The following is a 23,897-nucleotide window of genomic DNA, read 5'->3' as shown; positions in this document are numbered from 1 at the left end:
ATGGGTATCCATCTTACGCATCATTCACTATTTATAGAGTCATACGAAAACGGAATGGTGATGAAAAAAGGGTTATTCCTGCTTTTAATGCTGTTGCAAGCACAAGTTTTAGCCGAAGGCGCCCCTCTGAAAGCCAAAGATCCGCTCGATTTTGTCCCCAAGGGATATGTCGTCTTTGAGAAAATCGAAGGGGATTTAAACAAGGATGGCCAGAGTGATATGGTCATCGTCATCAAAGGCACTGACAAGCGCAATGTCATTGTTGACGAATACCGTGGTGAGCTGGATCGTAATCGGCGAGGCCTTATCATCGCGTTCAATAAGGGGGATCACTATGAGCTGGCGCTCGATAATCCAAGCTGTTTCTCCTCGGAGAATGAAGATGGTGGTGTCTATTTTGCCCCTGAGCTTTGGGTCTCCGTAGAGAAAGGGATCTTGCAGATCCACTATGGCCATGGACGTTATGGTTACTGGTCTTACAAATTCAGATATCAGAACGCCGGTTTCGAATTGATTGGCTATGACATGAGTGAAAACCGCGGCCCCCTCGTCGAGCGGGTGACGAGCATCAACTTCTCGACCAAGAAAATATTAATAAAGGAGAACATCAATCAGGATGCGCAAGAAGATGGTGACGAGATCTTCAAGGAAACCTGGAAACGATTCACCCTGCCAGCACCGTTTACCCTAAAAACGGTTGCTGACTTTGATGATTTTTACTACGACAAACTATACAAAATCATTCTCTAGATGCCTTGCAGGGTATCTGGATGCAAAAAATATAGATATGAGACACGGTAAATCCGAGCAAAAGTAGCGTATGCCAAGGCTTTGTGTGAATTTGTACATACAAGGAACCGCAGTGAATACAAACAAATTATCCAATTACTGTCAAGCGCAGTGATAGTTCAGGAAACCAGAGAATGAGAGAGTTAATCCAGCGGATTGGTGAGATGGAAAACTGCAAGGTATTGCCACCTTCAGGCATTCCTGAAATGGATATTCCAGATGATTTAAAAGAATTTTATTCACTCTGCGGTGGTGTCATTCTTTTTGAGGCAAGTGACTATTGTTTCAAAATCTCGACACCAGCAGAATTAATCCCTGCGAATCCATCTATACTGCCTGAAGGATATGAGCAAGACATACCCAAAGATGATATGTCCAATGATTTCTATGTCATCGCAAGAAATGGCCCTGAACAAGCAATAAGCATAAATCTCGGGGATTCTCAATTTGGCTACTGTTACGATAGCTTCTGGGACCTCCATGCAACGAGTGATTCCCCCATAATCGCATACAGTTTCACATCGATCTTGAATAGCTTGGTCAAAAATAAAGGCTCTTGTCTTTATTGGCTCAATTCAAGCTTTGTTAGTTTGGGGTACTTATATGACTAGGCGCTTTACAAGGGCCAGCAAACGACAGGGTAACGCCAATTAACATACTGGCAAACAGGTGAGGCCGGGAGCATATGCCCACAGCCAAAAGTACCGACATATCGGACACCCGCCTTGCTGAGCAAGGCGCTGGATAGCCAGAACACAAAAGATGGGTGTCTACGTTTTTGATTTTCGACTCCCATAGGGATATAGCTGCAATCGCTGCATCACCCCGCCAGATCGACGCCATTTCGCTTTTCTGCTTGTTGCCGATCACGGCATCGTTGTCGCCTCGCTCGAGGAGACGGCAGGAGCGAAGGGGCTTTGTTCATACATCTGCTCACTCAGCAGTAAGTATTCACCGGAACAGTATTGACACAGGAAAAATGAGACGATCGTCTCTTGATCCCACTTTCCTGCTTGCTTGATCCTGCTCCTTAGATACGCTCCCCCCATGAGCAAAAACACCATGCATTCCGCGGGAATGCCCACCACTCTGGAGCAGGCCAACGAGCTGATTTATAAGCTCCTCGACCGCATCGCCGAGCTGGAGGACCGCCTCAATCAGCACAGCGGCAACTCCTCCAAGCCGCCTTCCAGCGACGGCCCCGGTGCACCGCCGCCGGCCCGCAAGCGTCCGGCGTCCGGCAAGCAACGGGGGGCGCAGCCCGGTCACAAGGGACATCGCCGCGAGCGGCATCCGCTTGATGCCCGCCTGACCCTGGTCCCGCATTACCCTGCCGCCGATTGCGCTTGCTGTGGCGGGGACATGGTGGCCCATGCCAAACCCTATCAGGTTCATCAGGTGTTCGAGCTGCCCGAGGTGAGCTATCTCGTCACCGAACACCAACTGTATCGTGCGACCTGCTCACGGTGTATCGGCACGACCCAGGCCGCACTGCCAGACAACGTCAGCAGCAGCCAGATGGGGGCCAATCTGCTCAGCTACATCGCGCTGCAAAGCGGCCAGTTTCACCAGAGCGTCAGCCAGATACAGCAGCAGCTCAAACAGCATTTCGGCCTGAGTTTTAGCCGGGGCGCCATCAGTGAGGCGCAGGGGCGGGTGAGTGCCATGCTCACCCCGACCTACCAGGCCATCAAGCAGCAGGTGCAGACGGCCACCCACGTTCATGCCGATGAGACCCGGCATCAGCGGGGTGGAGAGCGCCGCTGGATGTGGCTGGCGCTGAGCAAGATAGCCGTCTGCTTCATGACGGCCTATGGCCGTGGTCAGGAGGCGGCCAAGCGGCTGCTGGGCGCCGAGTTTGACGGGGTGCTGGTGACCGACCAGTACGCCGGCTACCGGTTTATCGACGCCGACCAGCGGCAACTGTGCTGGGCCCACGTGGCCCGCAATCTCGCGGCCATCGCCGAGAGTAGCGAGCAGTGCAACCAGCCCATCGGTGCCCGGTTGGTCTTGCTGGCGGATGCGGTGTTTCGTACCCGGCACCGTTGGGAAAGCGGTGCGTTGAGCAAGCAGAAATACCTGCGCAGGCTCGCGCGTTACCGGCAAAGCTGGCGAAGCCAGTTGGAGCGCGGCGCCCTGTTGTGCAGCAAACGCTACCGTGGACGATGCCAGTTGCTGCTGCGGGATGACGAGATGCTGTGGCGGTTTATGACTGACGACGAAATAGCGCTGACCAACAACGAGGCGGAGCGGGCGCTGCGTGGCTATGTGCTCTGGCGCAAGGGTAGCTACGGCGTGTGGTCTCACCGGGGCGAGCTGTTTCGCCAGCGCATCCTGTCGTTGGTGGAGACCGGCAAGCGATTGGGCCGCTGCCCACAGGAGTGGTTGAGGGCCGTGGTCAGGGCGTGCATCGAGAAGACAGATTATCCCATCCCGGCAGAACTGATGCCGTCAACCCCGTCCTGGTGAATAGATACACTCAGCAGCCCGCTTAAAACAGTAATTTTTCACTAATGTATTGAAGCTAATAGTATTTTTCTCACTCCCCTCTTCCCATGCCCCGATCAGAGCCCTTATGATAGCCAAACGATAATCCCTCTCTCGGGAGAAGGCCATGACAGCGATTGTTGCTATCTCGCAGATGACAGGCTGCAGACTGGGGGCTGGAACTCAGGGGCGGTAGCTTTGCCAGGATTGTGGCGCCAGACTCGAAAAAGATGGCGCTCAATGCAGGTTCAACCACTGCAAGGGCTTCGATATCGACCAATAATCCGGCAACATAGCCGGGACTTTTCCATCGTATCGAGATCTGAGTGTGACCAAGACTCCAATTCTGCTTTTAGTCGGCCGCGACGATTGGCAAAGAGATGAAGCATTGAACCAGGCCCTGCTGACCAGATTGAGAAAAAACAATGTCGACATTCGTTGGGAGGATCCAGCGGCCGGCTTCATTTTTTCATTCAGAAAATGGGTAAAACGGCTCCGTCTTCTTCCAAAACGCCTGGAACGATTACATCTTCGGGCGGCACAGGTACTCTATGGTATCTTGCACCCATCGTATTTTTCCTATCTGTATCACAGGAAAGACAACGCTGTGTTATCTCGTTGTGATTTTCTCAAGAAGACAATCAGCAGCCAGAGTATCGCTGAACGTGTCATCGTGCTTGCACGCTCTTCAGGTGGACGGGTGTCATCATTGATCGCCGATGAACTGGGTCTCAAGAAAATAATTTGCCTGGGCTACCCTTTCAAACATCCTGATTCGCAGGATGAGCCAGAACGTTATCAGCATCTGGCCAATCTCCAAACTCCCATGCTGATTATCCAAGGTGTTCATGATGAATATGGTGGTCTGGGTATAGAAGATCACTACCCTCTCAGTGAGAATATTCAGATCTCTTATTTTGATACGAATCATAATTTCACTGTCGATGATGCCACCATCACCCGATTGGTTGATGCCATTGAAAGCTACTCGGGTTTGGTGAAACGGTCTTGATATTTATAAACAGATGCATGTGTTGAGACCAGGGACGGTTTGAAACAGTCGGGATAATCAGTTCACCTGCCTATTGACCAGAGGTGGTTCTTTTTTGATGATGAGACCACCTTTTTATTATTACTGCCTTTCCGGCTAATTACTATTGAGGTATTCTTGAAAAGTGAAGGATGCCCAATCTGTGGCTTTACAGATATAACCGTGTTGGATGAGTCAAATTGCACCACTTTTGATATTTGCGCATGTTGTGGTGCCGAGTCAGGTTTTGATTATGATCAACACTCCACACCTGAGCATTTTGCCAAGATCCGTCATCAATGGGTTGAAACAAAACATTGCGCATGGTGGGGGAGTAAAAAATCGATTCCATTAAACTGGGATCCAAAAAAGCAAATGGCGCTTGCCAACATTGAGATGTCTCTGTAGCAGCCAGTTGTTGGCAATCCATGCAGCACACCACTCACCAAAAACCGGCACTTGAAAACAGCCACGGGTTCTATATTAACCATTGAGAAAATATGAGCTACCGACTCACTGAAAAGGAAATGCAAAACGTCCTTGCTCTTCCGTCGACAGAGCGTGTCATGCATTTCATCAAACGCGTCGCAGACCAGGAGTCTGCCTGGGGATTGCGTGCATCTGACGGCTGGGTGTCTGGCGATATTGATGGTTGTGGCAAGCCAGCATTTGCCATCTGGCCTCACCCTGAATACGCCAGCGCATGTGCCACGGGTCCTTGGTCAACGGCGAAACCTGAGATCATTGGCCTGGACGACTTGATGGACGAGTGGTTGCCTGAAATGTCCAGACTGGGCGTTCCGCTCGCAATATTCCCCACCCCTCAGGACGCCGCTGTGACCATGACGGCACAAGCGTTATCGGCAGCCCTGGCATATGAACTGGAAAACTACTAGGTGTCAGCGGTCACCCATTCCTGTCGGGCTTCTCATAACGGCGCCTGAACTCGGACCACAGCAGATAAAAGAAAAGGAGCATCTTTTGAACCCAGACTACATTGAAACCGGCAAGCAGTTTTTTGTTGGGTGGGGGACATTGATGCTAATCAATGCTGTCCTCGCCCAAGGGAAGAATCGTAGCGGTTTGGCCTGGTTTTTTATTTCATTGCTGCTAGGCCCGGTTGCAACATTGATATTGGTTCTGGTTCCAAAAATAACAGAAAGTCAATGACAAGACATGCTTTAACCATGATGCTTTTCAATTTTGTGATAACAGGTGGATCATGTAGCGATTCATTTTTATCAATTTGGCAGGCTCTAAAAATCAGTCAATATGCTTGAAAAAAACAAATTATATCGCTGTGAACTGGCGCTATATGAATTTTCCTGGTTGATGTTCATGTTTGCACCGCAATCCAGGTCGTGTATCAATCCCTCACCATGAATATATTTCCATCAGGCATATTCGGATATCCCGGTAAGGACCTGGTATCTGATGGTGCGATCATGCTCTCAATCTGAGGCTCATCAAAAATGAACCCCCTTTTTTATCTGAAAGACATCCTGCTTCCCATAAGGCGGCCATTCTTGCTGATGAAGGGACTTCGGTCTGGCTCTACATGACAGACTCCGGGTCTGATTACCCTGCAGCGGACTGTTGGCTGCTCAATACGGTACCATCCCCTGAACATCTGAATGAGCACTGCGACAACAACGCACCGCCGGCAATCCTCAAGTTTGTTGTTCCTGGTAGTGAAGGTGATGCACCCCTCGAAAGCGATATTGAGCTGCGTTGGGCGCCTGACGGTCATTCCGTCGCCCTGTTGGTCAAGGGTACTCCACTGGGGTTTATTGCACAGGGAAACAAACATGGCTACAGCAAGAATCTGGTGACTGCCAGCCCGTTTGGCATGCCATTTGAATAAGAGCTTTATGAGCGGTTGTTCCCATGATCACTCCTGTCTTGTCGGCCTGTCATTCAAGACGTTCATAGCCTTCACTGGTCTGGATTGACCACCCCATCTTGCCAACAGGTCGGGCAATATTGCAGCCAAATCCCAAACACAGAATCTGCCGCAGAACAATTTTCTGTTATGCATGTTGACCGCGAGATAGGTTGCCGCCGCTGGATATAACACGCCATAACATAGAATCTGAGAAGGCAAAATGGACAATCTGGAAAAAATCAAAAACCTTATTCCGCTATGGTATGCACAAAGGAAGTGGGCTGAAGAGCTGCTTGTACGTGTTTTTCATCTGGCCTCTGCAGAGGAAATATTGGAGCCAAAGCATAGGGGAAGCATGACCATACCAGGGACTCATTGGGTCTATCGTACTCATGGTGTTGGTGTCGATATATACCGAACTGCTTCTGTCGGTGGAATAGACTTTGATTTCAACAAGCCAGATCCCGACGAATGGCGCTTAAAAGTATTCTTTGAAAAACAGTACAATGAAGGCAACCTCTCTTTCACCGCGTACCGCGAGCTCTATGAGGATGAAGAACTGCTTGACCGCGTTATAAAAATGGCGCTTGACAGGTGATCTACAACACCTGTTGTTTATCAAACCCATATCTGGTTTTAGTGGGTCGTGTCACGACAGGGCGGCGTAGATTTCCCTGGCCAGGTGTCATTCGATCGGGAGGATAATGATGGACATTCGACATAGAGAGCCCGTCAAAGAATATGTTATCAAGGCAGGCATGACGTCTGTTTCGAACAATTCCAAATGGAATCGTCTTTTTGCGTTGCTGCATCAGAGCAACAGGTTCTTCCAATACCGGCGAACGGATCTGGATGGTTCCACATTTCCAGAAGATGGCAAGAGCTATACACCAGAACTGGCCCAATATTGGGGCAACTTCTGGGCCATGGAGTTCCTGGACGTCCTGGCATACCAGGCTCACTCCAGAGGGGCATTGCTGGCACCGGATATTGAAGATTTCACGGATGAAGCGATTCATATTGCGAGCCAGGCCGGTGTCAAATTTACCATGCTGGAGCGTGGTATCCGGGTCTGGGGCTATGTGAGAAAAGAGAGCCATCCCGTTTTCGTCTGTATGCACAACCAGTCTCTACAGGCGCAGCGGCAGGACCACTGCGCGAACTAGCGTACTGTGTTGACCCTTATTTTTCTGCATTGCGTAAACGACTTGCGCCCCAAAAAGAGCGACGAATGTCTTGGTGCAAATACATGCCCTACACAGGGTTGTTTCACTGGACATATCAACCATCGTCACCACACCAGATGTTGCAGGTAAAACAATATGCTCGATGAAATACAGCTGGCATTTACGCCAGACAATGTAAAACAGGTTTTGACATGGGGCGCCCATCCAGAAAGTGCACCTCACCATCATGAGTCCATTGCTCACTGGTGTGAGGCTTTCTGGAACAAATACGCTGATATAGATGCCCCCGCAGAGATTGATGCCGTGATGCCCATCCTCGCTGAGGTAGAAACGAACTGGGATATCCACGTTGCGTTGAATAAAGAGTCTGCCTCCATGCCTGCTGAATGGTTTGTCGCATGGTTATCTCAACTACCGGAGTGACAAGGCAACTCCTCGCCAGACCGGAATCGCAAAATAGCACGCACGCGACAAAATAGAGTGCCCGAAGAAGAAGACCCAACGTTGAATCACACCAACTGGCATGGCTGATTAACGCAGCGAAAGGCTCGCGACAAGCACCTGCTCATCCATATTTCGCATCCAATAAGTGAATCGCCCCATGACAAGAACACTTATCCAGCTTCTGTTGACACCGCTTCTGGCGGTTGCCTTCCTCTATCTTTGCAGCCTGCCGGAGGATCTCTATTTCGACCCGCCGCTCTTAAGCTATGTCGTCATGTTTCTTGTCACTCTGGCTGGCACCGCCTATGGCAGGATCAAGGCCTGGCGCGCCTCCTGACCGACCTCATCACAGATTCTCAAGGCTGCGCAGACGCAGCCTTGAGCCCATGGCGGGCATTGCCTACAATGACCCACTTTTTATCACTCTCAGGTCTATAAAATGAGCGACAACAAACCTGCACTGCCCGACCGTCTGGCGGCCAACCCGCGCAGCCCGCACCATGTGGCGGAGTGTTTCGAGCACGAGATCGGCATTCGCGTGAACGGCAAGGAGCGCACCAATGTCGAGGAGTACTGCATCAGCGAAGGTTGGGTGAAGATCCCCTCCCCCAAGGCCAAGGATCGCTACGGCAACCCCATGCTGATCACCGTCAAGGGCACCGTCGAGGCTTTCTACGCCTAAGCGGCCCTGACCGCGCGCCCCGCCGGGCCCGCCGCCATGCTGTTCAGAACATCGGCCTTGCGCCGGTGTTCTGCTGTTGAGGGCGGCCCAGGGTGACAGGCGCCTCTCTTTCTTTGCTCTCTGTTGCCTTCCTGTTTCTTCCTTTCCCTCCCTTTCTTTCGCCTTTTCCTTTTCATCTGGGCCCTGATCCGACAGGCGAGCCGCCTTTGGCATCCAGGCAGGGCGACACTCTTGTCATCCCTGCCGGTTTACCCAGGCCATCACAGCATCACTCACCCTCGGGAGCGCGACTTGCCGGCCTGCCAGCGTTGCAGCGCAGCCCCCGCCAGCACCAGCAGGATGCCGAGCAGATCGCTCGCGGCCAGCCGTCCAGCCAGGGCATCGAGCAGGGCGCCCCCCGCCAGTTGGCCCGTGACGATGAGCAGGGCGCAGGCCAGGGCGCCGATCCGGCCGATGGCCCAGCTGCTGATGGCGACGAACAGCGCCCCCAGCACCCCGCCGAGCAGCAGCCAGGGATCGAGCCCGGCGAGCCGCTCCCAGGGTGCCCCTTTGAGGATGAGCAGGGCGCCGAGCAGCCCGAAGCCGAACAGGTGGTTGGCAAGGGACGCCGTCATGGCGCCCCGGGCGCTGGCGAGGCGGCCATTGAGGGTGCGCGACAGGCTCACCGCCACGCCGTTCAGCAGTCCCAGCAGGATCAATAAGGTCATGGTGTCTCTCCTAATGCAGCACGATAAGCAGGGCGCCGGCCAGCACCAGCAGGGCGGCGAGCGCGTCCTTTCCCGAGGGGCGGCGGCGGGTCAGCCCGAGCCAGCCGAGGCCATCGCACAGGGCACCAAACAGCAGCTGGCCGAGCAGCAGCAGGGCCAGGGTGCCCGCCATGCCGAGGGGCGAGTTGAGGCAGAGGGCCGCCAGCACCACGGTGAGCGCCCCCGGCAGACCGCCGAGCCAGGCCCAGGGCGGGGCCGCCTCCGGCGTCGGGGGCCTTGGGGAGAGCCACCACAGGAGCCCGGCCACCAGGGTGCCGACCCCGTGGGCCAGCCAGCTCGCGAGCCAGGGGTCGGTGGCGCGGGACAGGGCACCGTTCTGGGCGATCATCAGCGCCAGCAGCAGGCCGGCGGCGAAGGCGGCCAGGGCGCCCAGGGTCTGGCCAAGTGTCTGTCCGAGGGCGGGGCGGCCGGAGCCGCCGTCAACAAGCGGGGGGATCATGGGGTTGCTCCTTGGTTGAATTGACGAGCAGGGTAAATTGTTTTTGATTTGGGGATAATCTACCCTCCTGGAACAACATTGTTTCCATATCGAGAACAACATGAACCAGGAAGCCTTCGCCCTGCTCCCGGCCTTCGTCGCCGTGGTGGAGTCGGGCACTTTCTCCGGCGCCGCCCGTCAGCTCGGCCTCAGCAAGTCGGTGCTGAGCAAGAAGGTGAGTCAGCTCGAGCAGGCCCTCGGCTGCCAGCTCCTCTATCGCACCACCCGCTCCCTCACCCTCACCGAGGCGGGGGAGCGCTACTTCGAGACGGTCCGCCATGCAGTGCGCCTGGCCAGCGACGGGGAAGATGCCATCGGCGCCCTGCAATCGGCCCCCCGCGGCCTGCTGCGGGTGACGGTGCCCATGGTCTATGGCCGGCGCCACATCGCCCCCCTTGTCCCCGAGTTTCTCGCCCTTCACCCCGAGGTGCAGTTGCAGCTGGAGATGAGCGACGCCCGGCAGGATCTGGTGGCTGAGGGGTTCGACGTGGCGGTGCGCATCGGCGAGCTGGAGGATTCGAGCCTGGTCGCCCGCCGCCTCGCCCCCTGTCTCAGCACCCTGTGCGCCGCCCCCGCCTACCTGGCGCAGGCCGGCACGCCCCGCACCCCGGCGGATCTCGAGCGCCACAACTGCCTCTTCTACTCCCTGTTTCGCGGCGGCACCCAGTGGCGGCTGCACGGGCCCGAAGGAGAGGTGGCCATCACCCCCAGGGGCAATTTCGAGGTCAACAACAGCGATGCCATCCACACCGCGCTGCTGGCGGGGCTTGGCATCGGCAACATGCCGGACTTCATCGTGGCGCGGGATCTCGCCATCGGGCGGCTGGTGCCCGTCCTGCCAGACCATGCCCTGCCCGAGCACGGCATCTGGTGCGTCTATCCCAAGCGCCGCCACCTGCCCGCCAAGGTGGAGGCCTGGCTGGCCTTCCTGCAGGAACGTCTGGGGCTGCGCTGAGGGGGGCATCGGGATAACCGGAACGGTTCACGTTTTTTTCATCGGGAAGGGAGTAGAGTAAGCAGCAAACCAAGCATCTGTTTTTATTGGAAAAGCATTCAGGGGACGAGCCACGGCATCGCGCCCCGCACCCCAGAGGGAGCCCCATGATGAAGAAAACCGCGATTGCCCTGACCCTCACCAGCCTGCTGACGCTGCCGCTCGTTGTCTCATCCGATGCCTGGGCCGCCCCGGTGCGCTCCCTGCAAAAGGAGCAGAATTACGAGCAGTTCATCAGCAAGCGCCAGGTGGTGGATCAGCTGCTGGCAGACGCCGCCCGCATCTTCCACTCCCCTGCCCGGGTCTCCGATGCGGGCTTTACCGCCAAGATGCCGAGCAACATGGAGCAGGTGACTACCCTGCTGCTGGAGGCCCACCAGCTTGAGCCCTATCGCACCGATCTGCTCATCTCGGCGGCCAACGCCCAGATCTACAACGGCAACGTGGACAGGGCCATCGCCCTGTTCGAGCAGGCCCTCACCGCCGCCCCGGACGATCTGGACATCAACACCTATCTGGCCACCTGGCAGCGCTTCAAGGGCAACCAGGCCAAATCCGATGGCTACCTCAAGCGGGTCGGCGAGCTCAATGCCGGTCGCGCCGCCGACTTGCAGCGGCTGTTCGCCACCGTGGACAGAGTGGTCGCCACCCCCCTCAAGGAGCGTCAGGGACGGGGCGAGAAGAAGGGGCGCCGCGCCATCGTCACCCTGGGCTATGCCCTCAATCCCGACGGCTCCATGCACGACATCCTGCTGGGACGCCTCGAGACCACCCGCGCCCTGGCCCAGGCCGATCCGGCAGCCCTCGTCATCCTCACCGGCGGCGTGCCCCAGAACCGCCAGACCGAGGGCAAGCTGATGGCGGACTGGCTGGCGAAAAAGGGCATCGACCGCTCCCGCATCATCGAGGAGAACTACGCCACCAGCACGGTGGAGAACGCCCTCTACAGCGGCTATGCCCTCGCCCGCCACGAGATTGAGTTCGCCACCCTGGTGAGCTCGGCGAGCCATGTGCGCCGGGGCCAGACCCTGCTGGAAATCGCCTGTTGGCAGAGCGGCCCGGCGAACATCCGCATCGACAGCGTCGCCTACCCGGACAAGCCCCTCTCGGCCCTGGCCAAGGCAAGCCCGGAGGAGCTGCTTGGCATCTACCGGGACGCCCTGCGCACCTATGGCCTGTGGAGCTACCGCTCGGCCCCGCTGGTGGAGCGCTGATCCCCCGGCCCCGCCACCCTGGCGGGGCCTTTTCCTCTCTTCTCCCTGCCAGTCACTGCCCTCCCTGTTGGCCAGCCCCTGCACGCACCTGCTGACCCCTTGCGCCAGACACCCGATAGATGGCGGGTGAGCAAGCTATCCACTTTCTGGCATATCTCAATCAGATCATTGATTTACCGTTCTTTTTCTAAGAACCAAACGGCATGAGAACACCCTTCTCGTTCCTTCGCCCCCGGGGATGTTCAGATAAAGATGTGGCTTCCAACCCCCCCAACAAGGAAGTGCATCATGACAGCAAAAGGCATCTCTCTGTGGCTCGCAGCCTCCATGCTGCTCGGCCAGTCCGCCCAGGCCCTCGACGTCACCGTGGCCTACCAGACCTCCGCCGAACCCGCCAAGGTGGCCCAGGCCGACAACAGCTTCGCCAGGGAGAGCGGCGCCACCGTGGACTGGCGCAAGTTTGACAGCGGCGCCAGCGTGGTACGGGCGCTCGCCTCTGGCGACGTGCAGATAGGCAACATCGGCTCCAGCCCCCTGGCGGTGGCGGCAAGCCAGAACCTGCCCATCGAGGTGTTCCTGCTCGCCTCCAAGCTCGGGGAGTCCGAGGCTCTGGTGGTGAAGCAGGGGCTCGCAAAACCCGAGGATCTCGCGGGCAAGCGCATCGCCGTGCCCTATACCTCCACCACTCACTACAGCCTGCTGGCGGCCCTCAAGCACTGGAACGTCGACCCCGCGACGCTGCAGATCGTCAACCTGCAACCACCAGCCATCATCGCCGCCTGGCAGCGGGGCGACATCGACGGCGCCTATGTCTGGGCCCCCGCCCTCAACCAGCTCACCAAGGAGGGCAAGGTGCTGACCGACTCCGCCCAGGTGGGTGACTGGGGGGCGCCGACCCTGGACGTCTGGGTAGTGCGCAAGGACTTTGCCAAGGCCCACCCCGAAGTGGTGCAGGCCTTCGTGAACAGCACCCTGGCCGCCCAGCGCGACTACTTGGCCAACCCCGACGGCTGGCTCACCAAGCCGGACAACCTCGCCAAGCTGGCCAAGCTGAGCGGCGTTCCCGAGGCGGACGTTCCTACGCTGGTGAAGGGCAACACCTACCTCGATGCGAAGGCCCAGAGTGCCGAGCTCGGGCGCCTCGTCAACCAGACCATCATCGACACCGCCCGCTTCCTCGAGAGCCAGGGCAAGGTCGCGAACGCCGCCTCGGACTACCGCCAGTTCGTGACCGATCGCTTCGTGAAAGCCGTGGCCCAGTAAATCCAAGGAGACGACCATGTTGCAGCTCTCTCATGTGTCCGCCGAGTACGCCGGCAGACGGGTGCTCGACAACATCAACCTCTCCCTGTCCGAGGGGGAGCTGATGGTGGTGCTGGGGCCCTCGGGCTCGGGCAAGACGACCCTCCTCAACCTGGTGGCGGGCTTCGAGCCTTGCCACCACGGCCAGATAAGCCTTGAGGGCAAGCCGGTCACCGGCCCCGGCGCCGAGCGCGGCGTGGTGTTCCAGAGCGAGGGGCTGCTGCCCTGGCGCAACGTGCGAGACAACGTGGCCCTCGGCCTGCAGCTGGCGGGTGTGCCCAGTGCCGAGCGCACCGAACAGGCCCAGGCACTGCTGCGTCAGGTGGGGCTGGAGGGGGCCGGCGATCGCGCCATCTGGCAGCTCTCCGGCGGCCAACGCCAGCGGGTCGGCATCGCCCGGGCCCTCGCCACCCAGCCCCGCCTGCTCCTGCTGGACGAGCCCTTCGGCGCCCTGGACGCCTTCACCCGGGAGCAGATGCAGACTCTGCTGCTGCGCCTGTGGCACGAGCAGCGGCGTCAGGTGCTGCTCATCACCCACGATATCGAGGAGGCCATCTTCATGGCCACCGATCTGGTGCTGCTCTCCCCCTCTCCCGGGCGGGTGACGGAGCGGCTGACCCTGGATTTCGGTCGCCGCTTCGCCGCCGGGGAGCCCTGCCGCAGCATCAAGTCCGATCCGGCCTTCATCGAGCGCCGTGAATACGTGCTGGAACGGGTGTTCGCAGAGCGGGAGGCCTTCGCATGACCCTCGCCCTCGCCCGGCAACGGGATCTCACCCACGCACGGGCAGCGGGCTGGCCCCTGTCCCGCCGTCTGACCCTGAGCCTCGCCACCCTGCTCGTGCTGCTGGCCCTGTGGTGGCTGGTGGCCCACTTCGGCTGGGTCGATCCCCTGTTCCTGCCGCCCCCACAGCGGGTGCTGGCACAGCTCATCACCATCGCAGGCCCAACGGGCTTTATGGATGCCACCCTGTGGCAACACCTGGGAGCCAGCCTGGGGCGCATCCTGGTGGCGCTCGCTGCCGCGGCGTTCTTTGGCATCACGGTGGGCATCGCGATGGGGCTCTCCCCCACGGTGCGCGGCGTGCTGGATCCCCTCATTGAGCTCTACCGCCCGGTGCCGCCGCTCGCCTACCTGCCTCTCATGGTGATCTGGTTTGGCATCGGTGAAACATCGAAGGTGCTGCTCATCTATCTGGCCATCTTCGCGCCCGTGGCCCTGGCAACCCTGGCGGGGGTGCAGAGCGCCAACGCGGTGCGAGTGCGGGCGGCCCAGGCGCTGGGCGCATCCCGGTCCCAGGTACTCTGGCACGTGATCCTGCCCGGCGCCCTGCCGGACATCCTGACCGGGCTGCGCATCGGGCTCGGGGTGGGCTGGTCCACCCTGGTGGCGGCCGAGCTTATCGCCGCCACCCGGGGGGTGGGCTTCATGGTGCAATCCGCCGGCGAGTTTCTCGCCACCGACGTGGTGCTGGCGGGCATCCTGGTGATCGCCCTGATCGCCTTCGTACTGGAACTGGGCCTGCGCGCCCTGCAGCGCAGGCTCACCCCCTGGCATGGAGAAGGACAATGAGCCACAGGCTGACCGCGATCCTTCGCCTCCCTTTCCTATTGGCATCGGGCCTTCACGCCCCCAGACATGGAGCAAGACCATGACCGACAAGTTGACCATTACCCCCCTCGGCCCCCACATCGGCGCCGTCATCGCCGGCGTCAATCTGGCAGAGCCCCTGAGCCAGGGGCAGTTCGAGCAGCTCCATCGCGCCCTGCTCAAATACCAGGTGCTGTTCTTTCGCAACCAACCCATCACCCCGCGAGCCCAGCGGGCGCTGGCGAACCGCTTCGGGGATCTGCACATCCACCCCGTCTACCCCCACACGGAGGAGGCCGAGGAGATCATCGTGCTCGATACCCACGACGACAATCCGCCGGACAACGACAACTGGCACACCGACGTGACCTTTATCGAGACGCCCCCGGCACTGGCCATTCTGGCCGCCAAGCAGTTGCCCCCCACCGGGGGGGATACCCTCTGGGCCAGCGGCATCGCGGCGCTGGCGGCCCTCTCCCCGCCCCTGCAAACCCTGCTGGCAGGGCTGGAAGCCGAGCACGACTTCACCAAGTCCTTCCCGGCCCATCGCCATGATGACAGCGAGGAGGCGCGCCAGCGCTGGCAGGCGGCCGTGGCCCGTCACCCGCCCCTGCGCCACCCGGTGATCCGCACCCATCCGGTGAGCGGCCGTCAGGCCCTGTTCGTCAACGAGGGGTTCACCACCCGGCTGCCCGGACTGCCCCCCAAAGAGAGCGAGGCCCTGCTCGGCTTTCTGTTCGAGCACATCACCCGCCCCGAGTTTCAGGTGCGCTGGCGCTGGCAGGAGAACGACATCGCCATCTGGGACAACAGGGTGACCCAGCACTATGCCAATGCCGACTACCTGCCGGCCCGCCGGGTGATGCACAGGGCCACCATTCTCGGGGACAAGCCCTTCTGGCGCCCGGGCTGAACATCCCCCATGGAGAGCGACCATGAGATAACGCCCAGCAAAAAGCCCGCCGGCTGGCGGGCTTTTTCATCATCTGACGGGCCTGGGTGTTGCTATCGGCCCTTGCGCTCCGGCCACCAGGGTGAAGCCCCGATGGCCGGTCTCAGCCCTTGAGCTCCAGCACGGTGGTGAAGCCTCCGAAAATCATGCGGGCGCCGTCAAACGGCATGGTCTGGTGCAGGGGATTGGCGGGATCCATCCTGGGGTCCTGCATCATCTTGCCCATGGCGTCGTCCCGCACCGCCTTGCTCGGCCACTCCACCCAGGAGAAGACCACGGTTTCATCCTCCCTGGCCGCCACCGCCCGATAAAAGTCAGTCTGCTTGCCGTGGGGCACGTCGTCCCCCCAGCACTCCAGCACCCGGGTGGCGCCGTATTCGAGGAAGATGGGGTCAAACTGCCCCGCATGATCGATCAGGGCCTGCTTGTTGGCCGTCGGCACGGCGAGCACGAATCCGTCCACGTATGACATCAGAGGTTCCTCCTGTGAGTGAGGATCTCAGCATAGCAGCCGCCCTTCAGCCCGCGCCTGCGCCGCCCCGCGCCGCCAGCCATCACAAAGAGACCAGCCGCTCCAGATCGCTGCGGGTCAGGCGCTTGCTGTCCACCTTCACGTAGAGGGAGTGCTCCTCGCGCACCAGCAGCACGTCGCTCACCCCCTCGCAGGCGCGGATCCGCTGCTCCAGGGCCGGGGTGGCATCGACCCCTTCCGGCAGCACGATGCGCAGGCTGCTCACATAGGGGGGCTCGGCCATGGTGAGGCTCACCCCGAGCCAGGCAAGGGCCAGAGCGGCACAACCGCCAAACACCAGGGGGCCGCCCCCCAGGCTGTAAAGCAGGCCGCCGAGGCTGCCGCCGATGGCGACCCCGAGGAACTGACTGGTGGAGTAGACCCCCATGGCGGTGCCCTTGTAGCCCGGCGGGGACTCCTTGCTGATGAGAGACGGCAGCAGCGCCTCCATCACGTTGAAGCCGATGAAGAAGAGCTGCAACCCGGCGAGCAGACCCCACAGCTGCTGGCCGCTCTGCCAGAGCACCAGCTCGGCGGCCAGCATCACCACCACGCACCCGATGAAGACCCGCTTCATCCGGCGGTGCTTCTCGGCATAGATGATGAAGGGCACCACGCTCACGAAGGCGATCAACATGGTGGCCAGATAGGCCTGCCACTGGCTGTCACGGGGCAGCCCGGCACGCTCCAGCAGGGGCGGCAGGGCCACGAAGCTCGACATCAGCAGGGTGTGGACGCAGAGGATGCCGAGGTTGAGCTTGAGCAGGCGAGGGTTGGTGAGCACGGTACGAAAGCTGCCTCGCACCATGGCGGACTCGCGATTTTGCAGGTGGGCCGCCGGGGTCGGCACCACCCAGAGCACCATGGCGATGGCGGCCAGGGCCAGCAGGGCGATGAGCCAGAAGAGGCCGGACAAGCCCAGGGCATGGGTGATGAGGGGGCCGGTCACCATGGCGATGGCGAAGGTGATGCCAAAGCTCACCCCGATGAAGGCCATCGCCTTGGTGCGATTCTGCTCCCGGGTGAGATCCGACAGGAGCGCCATGACGGCGGCGGAGATGGCGCCGCTCCCTTGCAGGGCGCGCCCAACGATGACCCCCCAGATGGCGTCGCTCAGGGCGGCGATGACGCTGCCAAGGGCAAACATCAGCAAGCCGCCGACGATGAGGGGCTTGCGCCCCACTTTGTCGGAGAGCAGGCCGAAGGGGATCTGGAACAGGGCCTGGGTCATGCCGTAGATGCCGATGGCAAGCCCGATGAGCGCCTCGGAGGCGCCCGCCAGGGACATGCCGTAGGTGGTCAGCACCGGCAGCACCATAAACATGCCGAGCATGCGCAGCGAGAAGACGGAGCCGAGCGCCCAGGTCGCGCGTCGCTCGCCCCTCGTCATGGTGAAATCATTCATGAGGGCCTCGATGAGTCAAAAAGAAGAGGAAAAGAAAGGGGTGACAGGCGCCCGGCCGCCCCCGAAAATCGGCGATGCCCCTCGCAGGGCGGCGCCCATAATAGCAGAGCCGGGAAGATTCCCGGCTCTGGATTTCATGCATTTCAGGGGTGCAGTTCACACTATCAGGGCAGCATGCTCACCAGCAGCGGCGCTGCGTCCGGCTGGAAGCCCACCGACATCATCACGCTCAGGCAGGTGAAGATGATGACGACGATGGAGAACATGTCAGCTCCAGCGTCAGGGCAGCATGCTCACCAATACAGGCGCTGCGTCCGGCTGGAAGTCCACCGACATCATCACGCTCAGGCAAGTAATGGTGACGATGGAGAACATGAACAGCTTGCGCGCCCAGAGGGAGTCGTCCACCGCCGCCTTGTAGCCCGACAGGGCCATCCCCAGCCACCAGACGCTCACCGCGGTGGCCACCACCAGATACTTGTACCCGGCGTAGCCGCCGAGGAACAGCATCAGGGTCGGCACCATGAACGCCAGGATGTAGAGGGTGATGTGGAGCTTGGCCACCGGGATCCCCTTCACCACCGGCAGCACCGGGATGTTGGCGGCCTGGTAGTCCTTGAAGCGGAAGATGGCGATCGCATAGGAGTGCGGCATCTGCCACAGGCTGAAGATCGCCAGCAGGATCAGGGCCCCCGAGTCGAACTGCCCGCTCACCGCGCAGTAGCCGATGACCGGCGGCGCGGCGCCGGAGAGGCTGCCGACCAGGGTGCCATAGACCGAGTGGCGCTTCATGTAGAGGCTGTAGACCCCCACATAAACCAGGAAGCCCAGCACCGCCAGCAAGGCGGCCAACGGATTGGCCGCAAAGTAGAGCAGTGCAATGCCCGCAACGCCCAGCGCCGTCGCATACCAGAGGGAGACACCGGGGGCGATGAGCCCCCGCACCAGGGCGCGGTTCTTGGTGCGCTCCATGATGCAGTCGATGTCCCGGTCGATGTAGTTGTTGAACACGCAACCGGAGGCCACCACCAGTGACACCCCCACCATGGTCAGGATGAACAGGGGCACATCCAGGCTCCCCTTCGAGGCCAGCAGGAATCCCCCGATAACCGAGATGAGGTTGCCGAAGATGATGCCCGGCTTGGTCACTTGCAGGTATTGCTTCATCATCATCAACCCGCTCAGTGAACCATCATGTTGATGTTGAGGTTGTACATGATCCACAGGGAACCCACGACCACGATGGCGATGATGAGCACGGTAAAGACCAGTGCCACCAGGTTCCAGCGCTCCTCGGAGGAGGTGTTCATGTGCAGGAAGTAGACCAGGTGTACGAAGATCTGCACCACCGCCATGGCCACCACGGTGCCGAGCACCACGGCGTGGGAGGCGGAGCCGTCCATCACCATCCAGAACGGCACGGCGGTCAGGATGAGTGACAGCACGAAACCGATCATGTAGGACTTGACGCTGCCGTGGCTGGCGCCGTGATTGTCAACGGAATGACTCATTTACATGACCCCCATCAGATAGACCACGGTGAAGACGCAGATCCATACCACGTCGAGGAAGTGCCAGAACAGGCTCAGGCACATCAGGCGAGTGCGGTTGCGCTCGGTCAGCCCCTTCTTGGTGATCGACACCATCATCACGATGATCCAGACCAGGCCGCTGGTCACGTGGATACCGTGGGTCCCCACCAGGGTGAAGAAGGCAGAGAGGAAGCCGCTGCGATCCGGGCCCGCCTCGTGCACGATCAGGTGATGGAACTCGTAGATTTCCATCGCGATGAAGCCGGCACCCAGCAGGAAGGTGACGAACAGCCAGGTGTTGACCGCCGCGACCTTGTTCTTGTTCATGGCCAGCATGCCGAACCCGAAGGTGATGGAGCTCAGCAGCAGCAGCATGGTTTCGGCGAACACGAACGGCAGTTCGAAGATGTCCTTGCCGGTGGGGCCGCCGGCAGTGCCGTTGACCAGGACCGCATAGGTCGCGAACAGGGTCGCGAACAGGATGCAGTCACTCATCAGGTAGATCCAGAAACCGAATACCTTGGTGGCACCGGCATCGTGGTGCCCATCCTCATGGGCACCGTGAGAGTGATGTAGTACGTCAGTCGCCATGGAATTAAGCCACCTTGTTGATGTTGTCGAAATGCTGACCTTCGATGCGCTCGATCTCGTCAACCTGTACGTAGTAGTCCACATCGTCGTTGAAGCTGTGGATGATCCAGGTGGCGATCATGCCGATGAAGCCGGCGATGGCCATCCACCAGATGTGCCAGATCATGGCAAAGCCGAACACCACGCTGAAGGCGGCGATGATGACACCGGCACCGGAGTTCTTCGGCATGTGGATGGGGGCATACTGGGCAGGCTTCTTGTAAGCGCTGCCGTCAGCCTTGGCTTCCCAGAAGGCGTCCAGACCGGTGACCTTCGGCTCGATGGCGAAGTTGTAGAACGGCGGCGGAGAGGACGTCGCCCACTCCAGGGTTCGGCCACCCCAGGGATCGCCGGTCAGGTCGCGGTTCTTCTCGCGGTCGCGGATGCTGACCACGATCTGGATGACCTGGCACAGCACGCCCAGGGCAATCAGACCGGCGCCGCAGGCGGCGACCACCAGCCAGCCGTGGAACTCGGGATCGATGTTCTGGCTGACACGACGGGTCATGCCCATGAAGCCCAGCACGTAGAGCGGCATGAAGGCCACGAAGAAGCCGGTGATCCAGCACCAGAAAGCACGCTTGCCCCAGACGTCATCCAGCTTGAAGCCGAACGCTTTCGGGAACCAGTAGGTGATACCGGCGAAGCAGCCGAACACCACGCCGCCGATGATGACGTTGTGGAAGTGGGCGATGAGGAACAGGCTGTTGTGCAGCACGAAGTTGGCGGCCGGCACGGAGAGCAGTACCCCGGTCATGCCACCCACGGTGAAGGTGATGATGAAACCGACGGTCCACAGCATGGGCGAGCTGAACTCGATGCGACCGCGGTACATGGTGAACAGCCAGTTGAAGATCTTCACCCCGGTCGGGATGGAGATGATCATGGTGGTGATGCCGAAGAAGGCATTCACGTTGGCGCCGGACCCCATGGTGAAGAAGTGGTGCAGCCAGACGATGAACGACAGCACGGTGATCGCCACGGTTGCCCACACCAGGGAGGTGTAACCGAACAGCTTCTTCTTGCAGAAGGTCGCCACCACTTCGGAGAAGATCCCGAACACCGGCAGCACCAGGATGTACACCTCGGGGTGACCCCAGGCCCAGATCAGGTTGATGTACATCATCATGTTGCCACCCATGTCATTGGTAAAGAAATGGGTACCCAGGTAGCGGTCTGCGGTGAGCAGGGCGATGGTGACGGTCAGAATCGGGAAGGAGGCGATGATCAGGATGTTGGCACACAGGGCGGTCCAGGTGAAGACCGGCAGGCGCATCATGGTCATGCCAGGGGCACGCATGCGGATGATGGTGGCGAAGAAGTTCACGCCGGTCAGCAGGGTCCCCAGACCCGAAATCTGCAGACTCCATATCCAGTAATCGACCCCGACCCCGGGACTGAACTCCAGCCCCGACAAGGGCGGATAGGCCAGCCAGCCGGTCTGGGCGAATTCACCGACCCCGAGGGAGACGTTGATCAGCACCACGGCCGCGGCGGTGAACCAGAAGCTCAGGTTGTTCAGGAAGGGGAAGGCCACATCACGGGCACCGATTTGCAGCGGCACCACGATGTTCATCAGACCGATCACCAGCGGCATGGCCACGAAGAAGATCATGATGACGCCGTGGGCGGTGAAAATCTGGTCGTAGTGGTGCGCATTCAGGTAGCCTTCGCCACCCCCGGAGGCGATGACCTGCTGGCCACGCATCAGCACGGCGTCGGCAAAGCCACGCAGCAGCATGACCATGCCCAGAATGAGATACATGATACCGAGGCGTTTGTGGTCGACCGAGGTCAGCCACTCTTTCCACAGATATTGCCACTTGCCGTAGTAAGTGATGAGACCGGCGATGGCCAGGCCCCCCAAAATGATACCGGCTATCGTGACCATGATGATGGGTTCATGGTACGGAATAGCCTCGAGTGTCAATTTTCCAAACATCGATTATTCCTCGGATCCTGCTTTCACACTCTTGTCGGCCGACATGGCCATGTGTCCGGCATGGGCGTCATGGTTCATGGCCTGGTTCTCCATGGCGTCCTCTTGCGAGGCCTCATGGTTCATCCCTTCGTGGTCCATGGCACCCGCTTTCGGGGCGGCGTCATGGTTCATGGCCTCGTGGTTCATGCCCTCGTGATCCGCGGAGCCCGCAGCCGGGGTGGCGTGACCACCATGGGACATGCCGCCCATGAACTTGTTGATGATGTTGACGAACAGCTTGGGATCGGCGCTGGCGAAGTACTCCACCGGGTGGTTTTCGCTCTTCTTGGCCAGGGCATTGAACTCATCCATGGTGCTCAGGGCCTTGGAAGAGGCCTTCACCTTGGCTACCCAGGCGTCGAAACCGGCTTGATCCTGGGTCGCGATGGCCTTGAACTTCATGCCGGAGAAACCGGCACCGCTGTAACCGCCGGAGATGCCCTTGTACTCGCCCGCTTCGTTGGCAATCAGGTGCAGCTTGGTCTGCATGCCGGCCATGGCGTAGATCTGGCCGCCCAGTTGCGGGATGAAGAAGGAGTTCATCACGGTGTCGGAGGTCACCCGGAAGTTGACCGGGGTGTTGACCGGGAAGGCCAGCTCGTTGACCGACGCAATGCCCAGCTCCGGATAGACGAACAACCACTTCCAGTCCAGAGAAATGACATCCACCTGAACCGGTTTGACGTCCGATTCCAGCGGCTTGTAGGGGTCGAGGGAGTGGGAAGTTTTCCAGGTGATCACCGCCAGGATGACGATGATGATGACGGGTACAGTCCAGACGACTGCCTCAATCTTGTTGGAGTGGGCCCAGTCCGGCGCATAGGTGGCACTGGTGTTGGACGCCCGGTATTTGTAGGCGAACGCCACCGCCATGACAATCACGGGCACCACCACGATCAGCATCAAGCCGAGTGCGGTGAGTATCAGTGACTTCTGCTCCATACCGACCTGCCCCTTGGGGCTCATCAGTGCCATGTCGCAGCCACTCAGCAAGCTGGCGGTCGCGAGCAGCAGCAAAGCGCCCAAGCCCCTCTTCACATCAAAGAGTCTCATGCAATGTCCTCATCTTTTGAAGGCTTATTGGTATAAAAAAATGCAGCATTTTATTGCATCAGACCGGCATGTGAACAACATGAAAAATTAATCCCAAAAATGTTCAAAAGGTGATGGAAAGCGGTATCAGATGTTAATCACTTGACAATGACCAATTTATTCAAGCTACACCGCGGCAATTCATCTTCCGTTAATCTCTCGCGCCACCAAAAGTGACCACCAATTAACCAAAAAGATCCATCTGGTCTGTTTTTAACCCGCCATTGCGATCAAAAAAGAGCCATACAGCCCCTTTTCGACTCACAGGTCATTTTTCCACACCTTGATCTGGATGTGTGTTTTTCGGGGAAGATTAAAAAAATAATTAATCAAACGAATGTATGATTAACTTCCCGCCCCCCGACAACGGTCGCAACCCCTGACGCCAGAAGGCACACTTCGTAACAAAACGGGCCCTTGTGCGGGCCCGTTGACAATCGTTTTCTCTCCCTCCCTCGGAGTCGGAGTCAGGAGTGATTGTGTTCCATCCGGGTCGCCACGGCGATCCGGTTCCAGGCGTTGATGGTGACCACCTGCACCAGACACTGGGCCAGCAGGGTTTCCCCCAGTTGGGCCAGCGCCGCCTCATAGGTCTGCGTCGTGAGCCCCTTGTCGGCGATCAGGGTCACCTCGTCGGTCAGGGCCAGCACCGCCCGCTCCCGGGCGTCGAACAGCGGCGACTCCTGCCAGGCGGCCAGCGCCAGCAGACGCTGGGCACTCTCCCCGTGCTTCATCGCCACGTCGGCGTGCATCTCGATGCAGTAGGCGCAGCCGTTGATCATGGAGGCGCGCAGCTTGATGAGCTCCTTGAGCGACAGGGGAATGTCGGTGCCCCCGAGGTAGGACTCAAGGCCCATCATGGCCGAGACGGCGGCGGGCACCTGGTTGGCGAGCTGGATACGGTGTGACATGGCAAGACTCCGGTGATGGACCCCGGATGGGGCG

29 protein-coding genes are annotated in these 23,897 nt (G+C 59.3%); 19 read left to right on the top strand and 10 right to left on the bottom strand.

What is annotated here, in order from left to right; all coding sequences use genetic code 11:
• Window positions 1-60 precede the first annotated feature (60 nt).
• The 13 genes from H7R73_RS07830 (at window position 61) to H7R73_RS07770 (ending at window position 8,504) form a co-directional block, all read left to right on the top strand.
• Window positions 61-750, top strand: coding sequence for a hypothetical protein (locus H7R73_RS07830; RefSeq protein WP_103260455.1), 690 nt, complete (start codon window positions 61-63; stop codon window positions 748-750).
• Between the two features lie 173 nt (window positions 751-923).
• Window positions 924-1,400 (top strand): SMI1/KNR4 family protein, encoded by a 477-nt coding sequence (locus tag H7R73_RS07825; protein WP_158657340.1) that lies wholly within the window; start codon window positions 924-926, stop codon window positions 1,398-1,400.
• A gap of 436 nt (window positions 1,401-1,836) precedes the next feature.
• Entirely contained in the window at window positions 1,837-3,258 is a 1,422-nt protein-coding gene (locus tag H7R73_RS07820; protein WP_043155065.1) for an IS66-like element ISKpn15 family transposase, read from the top strand.
• A 346-nt stretch (window positions 3,259-3,604) separates the two neighbouring features.
• The gene (locus H7R73_RS07815; protein ID WP_158657341.1) at window positions 3,605-4,288 is read left to right on the top strand and encodes an alpha/beta family hydrolase; all 684 of its coding nucleotides are present in this window, start codon (window positions 3,605-3,607) and stop codon (window positions 4,286-4,288) included.
• A 156-nt stretch (window positions 4,289-4,444) separates the two neighbouring features.
• A complete protein-coding gene (locus H7R73_RS07810) occupies window positions 4,445-4,714 on the top strand; it encodes a hypothetical protein (RefSeq protein WP_158657342.1) in 270 nt (89 codons plus the stop codon).
• Between the two features lie 92 nt (window positions 4,715-4,806).
• On the top strand, window positions 4,807-5,202 hold the full coding sequence (locus H7R73_RS07805) for a DUF2750 domain-containing protein (protein ID WP_103260456.1): 396 nt from the start codon (window positions 4,807-4,809) through the stop codon (window positions 5,200-5,202).
• 85 nt (window positions 5,203-5,287) lie between these two features.
• Window positions 5,288-5,476, top strand: a complete 189-nt coding sequence (locus H7R73_RS07800; RefSeq protein WP_103260457.1) for a hypothetical protein — start codon at window positions 5,288-5,290, stop codon at window positions 5,474-5,476.
• Between the two features lie 388 nt (window positions 5,477-5,864).
• On the top strand, window positions 5,865-6,170 hold the full coding sequence (locus H7R73_RS07795) for a hypothetical protein (RefSeq protein ID WP_158657343.1): 306 nt from the start codon (window positions 5,865-5,867) through the stop codon (window positions 6,168-6,170).
• 241 nt (window positions 6,171-6,411) lie between these two features.
• On the top strand, window positions 6,412-6,789 hold the full coding sequence (locus tag H7R73_RS07790) for a DUF6896 domain-containing protein (RefSeq protein ID WP_103260458.1): 378 nt from the start codon (window positions 6,412-6,414) through the stop codon (window positions 6,787-6,789).
• A 106-nt stretch (window positions 6,790-6,895) separates the two neighbouring features.
• Window positions 6,896-7,357, top strand: coding sequence for a DUF6678 family protein (locus H7R73_RS07785; protein ID WP_109422160.1), 462 nt, complete (start codon window positions 6,896-6,898; stop codon window positions 7,355-7,357).
• A gap of 156 nt (window positions 7,358-7,513) precedes the next feature.
• Window positions 7,514-7,801: a hypothetical protein gene (locus H7R73_RS07780; RefSeq protein ID WP_103260460.1), complete on the top strand. Its 288-nt coding sequence runs from the start codon at window positions 7,514-7,516 to the stop codon at window positions 7,799-7,801.
• 178 nt (window positions 7,802-7,979) lie between these two features.
• Window positions 7,980-8,159: a hypothetical protein gene (locus tag H7R73_RS07775; RefSeq protein ID WP_103260461.1), complete on the top strand. Its 180-nt coding sequence runs from the start codon at window positions 7,980-7,982 to the stop codon at window positions 8,157-8,159.
• Between the two features lie 102 nt (window positions 8,160-8,261).
• On the top strand, window positions 8,262-8,504 hold the full coding sequence (locus tag H7R73_RS07770) for a DUF3297 family protein (protein ID WP_010673692.1): 243 nt from the start codon (window positions 8,262-8,264) through the stop codon (window positions 8,502-8,504).
• 272 nt (window positions 8,505-8,776) lie between these two features.
• Here H7R73_RS07770 and H7R73_RS07765 read toward each other — a convergent pair whose 3' ends face one another.
• Entirely contained in the window at window positions 8,777-9,211 is a 435-nt protein-coding gene (locus H7R73_RS07765; protein WP_103260463.1) for a DMT family transporter, read from the bottom strand.
• Between the two features lie 10 nt (window positions 9,212-9,221).
• Window positions 9,222-9,710: a DMT family transporter gene (locus H7R73_RS07760; protein WP_103260464.1), complete on the bottom strand. Its 489-nt coding sequence runs from the start codon at window positions 9,708-9,710 to the stop codon at window positions 9,222-9,224.
• Between the two features lie 100 nt (window positions 9,711-9,810).
• Between H7R73_RS07760 and H7R73_RS07755 the strand changes: the two genes are divergently transcribed.
• The 6 genes from H7R73_RS07755 to tauD all read left to right on the top strand — a co-directional run bounded on the left by H7R73_RS07755 (window position 9,811) and on the right by tauD (window position 15,762).
• Window positions 9,811-10,704 carry a LysR family transcriptional regulator gene (locus H7R73_RS07755; protein ID WP_010673689.1) on the top strand — a complete coding sequence of 298 codons (894 nt, stop codon included), beginning with the start codon at window positions 9,811-9,813 and terminating at the stop codon, window positions 10,702-10,704.
• A 149-nt stretch (window positions 10,705-10,853) separates the two neighbouring features.
• Complete coding sequence (locus H7R73_RS07750; RefSeq protein ID WP_010673688.1) at window positions 10,854-11,957, top strand: ElyC/SanA/YdcF family protein; 1,104 nt, start codon at window positions 10,854-10,856, stop codon at window positions 11,955-11,957.
• Between the two features lie 288 nt (window positions 11,958-12,245).
• Window positions 12,246-13,220, top strand: coding sequence for a taurine ABC transporter substrate-binding protein (gene tauA, locus H7R73_RS07745; RefSeq protein WP_103260465.1), 975 nt, complete (start codon window positions 12,246-12,248; stop codon window positions 13,218-13,220).
• A gap of 16 nt (window positions 13,221-13,236) precedes the next feature.
• Complete coding sequence (gene tauB / locus H7R73_RS07740) at window positions 13,237-14,004, top strand: taurine ABC transporter ATP-binding subunit (protein WP_103260466.1); 768 nt, start codon at window positions 13,237-13,239, stop codon at window positions 14,002-14,004.
• On the top strand, window positions 14,001-14,831 hold the full coding sequence (gene tauC, locus H7R73_RS07735; protein ID WP_102948679.1) for a taurine ABC transporter permease TauC: 831 nt from the start codon (window positions 14,001-14,003) through the stop codon (window positions 14,829-14,831). The genes tauB and tauC overlap by 4 nt, the downstream gene beginning before the upstream one ends.
• A gap of 79 nt (window positions 14,832-14,910) precedes the next feature.
• Window positions 14,911-15,762 (top strand): taurine dioxygenase, encoded by an 852-nt coding sequence (tauD, locus tag H7R73_RS07730; protein WP_043155533.1) that lies wholly within the window; start codon window positions 14,911-14,913, stop codon window positions 15,760-15,762.
• Between the two features lie 142 nt (window positions 15,763-15,904).
• Here the strand turns inward: tauD and H7R73_RS07725 are convergent, their stop codons facing one another.
• The 8 genes from H7R73_RS07725 to H7R73_RS07685 all read right to left on the bottom strand — a co-directional run bounded on the left by H7R73_RS07725 (window position 15,905) and on the right by H7R73_RS07685 (window position 23,863).
• Window positions 15,905-16,273 (bottom strand): DUF1428 domain-containing protein, encoded by a 369-nt coding sequence (locus tag H7R73_RS07725; RefSeq protein WP_010673687.1) that lies wholly within the window; start codon window positions 16,271-16,273, stop codon window positions 15,905-15,907.
• 82 nt (window positions 16,274-16,355) lie between these two features.
• Window positions 16,356-17,717 (bottom strand): MFS transporter, encoded by a 1,362-nt coding sequence (locus tag H7R73_RS07720; RefSeq protein WP_103260467.1) that lies wholly within the window; start codon window positions 17,715-17,717, stop codon window positions 16,356-16,358.
• A 279-nt stretch (window positions 17,718-17,996) separates the two neighbouring features.
• Complete coding sequence (cyoE, locus tag H7R73_RS07710) at window positions 17,997-18,890, bottom strand: heme o synthase (RefSeq protein WP_010673685.1); 894 nt, start codon at window positions 18,888-18,890, stop codon at window positions 17,997-17,999.
• Between the two features lie 8 nt (window positions 18,891-18,898).
• Window positions 18,899-19,228: a cytochrome o ubiquinol oxidase subunit IV gene (locus H7R73_RS07705; RefSeq protein WP_010673684.1), complete on the bottom strand. Its 330-nt coding sequence runs from the start codon at window positions 19,226-19,228 to the stop codon at window positions 18,899-18,901.
• Entirely contained in the window at window positions 19,229-19,924 is a 696-nt protein-coding gene (locus H7R73_RS07700; protein WP_080560441.1) for a cytochrome o ubiquinol oxidase subunit III, read from the bottom strand.
• Window positions 19,845-21,821, bottom strand: coding sequence for a cytochrome o ubiquinol oxidase subunit I (gene cyoB / locus H7R73_RS07695; RefSeq protein ID WP_103260468.1), 1,977 nt, complete (start codon window positions 21,819-21,821; stop codon window positions 19,845-19,847). Before cyoB ends, H7R73_RS07700 begins: the two co-directional genes overlap by 80 nt.
• Before the next feature lie 3 nt (window positions 21,822-21,824).
• Window positions 21,825-22,913 carry a cytochrome o ubiquinol oxidase subunit II gene (cyoA, locus tag H7R73_RS07690; RefSeq protein WP_080767819.1) on the bottom strand — a complete coding sequence of 363 codons (1,089 nt, stop codon included), beginning with the start codon at window positions 22,911-22,913 and terminating at the stop codon, window positions 21,825-21,827.
• Window positions 22,914-23,419: 506 nt separating this feature from the next.
• Window positions 23,420-23,863, bottom strand: coding sequence for a carboxymuconolactone decarboxylase family protein (locus H7R73_RS07685; RefSeq protein ID WP_103260469.1), 444 nt, complete (start codon window positions 23,861-23,863; stop codon window positions 23,420-23,422).
• Window positions 23,864-23,897 lie beyond the last annotated feature (34 nt).

Source organism: Aeromonas sp. WP2-W18-CRE-05 (genome assembly GCF_014168615.1).
Classification (GTDB): Bacteria; Pseudomonadota; Gammaproteobacteria; order Enterobacterales; family Aeromonadaceae; genus Aeromonas; species Aeromonas caviae.
This window is presented reverse-complemented; position numbering and strand designations above follow the sequence as displayed.

Excerpts from the sequence above, each read along its gene's own strand:
- cyoE (WP_010673685.1), bottom strand. The coding sequence starts at position 18,890 with ATGATGATGAAGCAATACCTGCAAGTGACCAAGCCGGGCATCATCTTC.
- tauA (WP_103260465.1), top strand. The coding sequence starts at position 12,246 with ATGACAGCAAAAGGCATCTCTCTGTGGCTCGCAGCCTCCATGCTGCTC.
- cyoA (WP_080767819.1), bottom strand. The coding sequence starts at position 22,913 with ATGAGACTCTTTGATGTGAAGAGGGGCTTGGGCGCTTTGCTGCTGCTC.
- H7R73_RS07805 (WP_103260456.1), top strand. The coding sequence starts at position 4,807 with ATGAGCTACCGACTCACTGAAAAGGAAATGCAAAACGTCCTTGCTCTT.
- H7R73_RS07785 (WP_109422160.1), top strand. The coding sequence starts at position 6,896 with ATGATGGACATTCGACATAGAGAGCCCGTCAAAGAATATGTTATCAAG.
- H7R73_RS07775 (WP_103260461.1), top strand. The coding sequence starts at position 7,980 with ATGACAAGAACACTTATCCAGCTTCTGTTGACACCGCTTCTGGCGGTT.
- tauD (WP_043155533.1), top strand. The coding sequence starts at position 14,911 with ATGACCGACAAGTTGACCATTACCCCCCTCGGCCCCCACATCGGCGCC.
- H7R73_RS07705 (WP_010673684.1), bottom strand. The coding sequence starts at position 19,228 with ATGAGTCATTCCGTTGACAATCACGGCGCCAGCCACGGCAGCGTCAAG.
- H7R73_RS07770 (WP_010673692.1), top strand. The coding sequence starts at position 8,262 with ATGAGCGACAACAAACCTGCACTGCCCGACCGTCTGGCGGCCAACCCG.
- H7R73_RS07790 (WP_103260458.1), top strand. The coding sequence starts at position 6,412 with ATGGACAATCTGGAAAAAATCAAAAACCTTATTCCGCTATGGTATGCA.
- H7R73_RS07760 (WP_103260464.1), bottom strand. The coding sequence starts at position 9,710 with ATGATCCCCCCGCTTGTTGACGGCGGCTCCGGCCGCCCCGCCCTCGGA.
- H7R73_RS07750 (WP_010673688.1), top strand. The coding sequence starts at position 10,854 with ATGAAGAAAACCGCGATTGCCCTGACCCTCACCAGCCTGCTGACGCTG.
- H7R73_RS07755 (WP_010673689.1), top strand. The coding sequence starts at position 9,811 with ATGAACCAGGAAGCCTTCGCCCTGCTCCCGGCCTTCGTCGCCGTGGTG.
- H7R73_RS07765 (WP_103260463.1), bottom strand. The coding sequence starts at position 9,211 with ATGACCTTATTGATCCTGCTGGGACTGCTGAACGGCGTGGCGGTGAGC.
- H7R73_RS07780 (WP_103260460.1), top strand. The coding sequence starts at position 7,514 with ATGCTCGATGAAATACAGCTGGCATTTACGCCAGACAATGTAAAACAG.
- H7R73_RS07820 (WP_043155065.1), top strand. The coding sequence starts at position 1,837 with ATGAGCAAAAACACCATGCATTCCGCGGGAATGCCCACCACTCTGGAG.
- H7R73_RS07685 (WP_103260469.1), bottom strand. The coding sequence starts at position 23,863 with ATGTCACACCGTATCCAGCTCGCCAACCAGGTGCCCGCCGCCGTCTCG.
- H7R73_RS07795 (WP_158657343.1), top strand. The coding sequence starts at position 5,865 with ATGACAGACTCCGGGTCTGATTACCCTGCAGCGGACTGTTGGCTGCTC.
- tauB (WP_103260466.1), top strand. The coding sequence starts at position 13,237 with ATGTTGCAGCTCTCTCATGTGTCCGCCGAGTACGCCGGCAGACGGGTG.
- H7R73_RS07700 (WP_080560441.1), bottom strand. The coding sequence starts at position 19,924 with ATGTGGACTACTACGTACAGGTTGACGAGATCGAGCGCATCGAAGGTC.
- H7R73_RS07825 (WP_158657340.1), top strand. The coding sequence starts at position 924 with ATGAGAGAGTTAATCCAGCGGATTGGTGAGATGGAAAACTGCAAGGTA.
- tauC (WP_102948679.1), top strand. The coding sequence starts at position 14,001 with ATGACCCTCGCCCTCGCCCGGCAACGGGATCTCACCCACGCACGGGCA.
- cyoB (WP_103260468.1), bottom strand. The coding sequence starts at position 21,821 with ATGTTTGGAAAATTGACACTCGAGGCTATTCCGTACCATGAACCCATC.
- H7R73_RS07720 (WP_103260467.1), bottom strand. The coding sequence starts at position 17,717 with ATGAATGATTTCACCATGACGAGGGGCGAGCGACGCGCGACCTGGGCG.
- H7R73_RS07830 (WP_103260455.1), top strand. The coding sequence starts at position 61 with ATGAAAAAAGGGTTATTCCTGCTTTTAATGCTGTTGCAAGCACAAGTT.
- H7R73_RS07725 (WP_010673687.1), bottom strand. The coding sequence starts at position 16,273 with ATGTCATACGTGGACGGATTCGTGCTCGCCGTGCCGACGGCCAACAAG.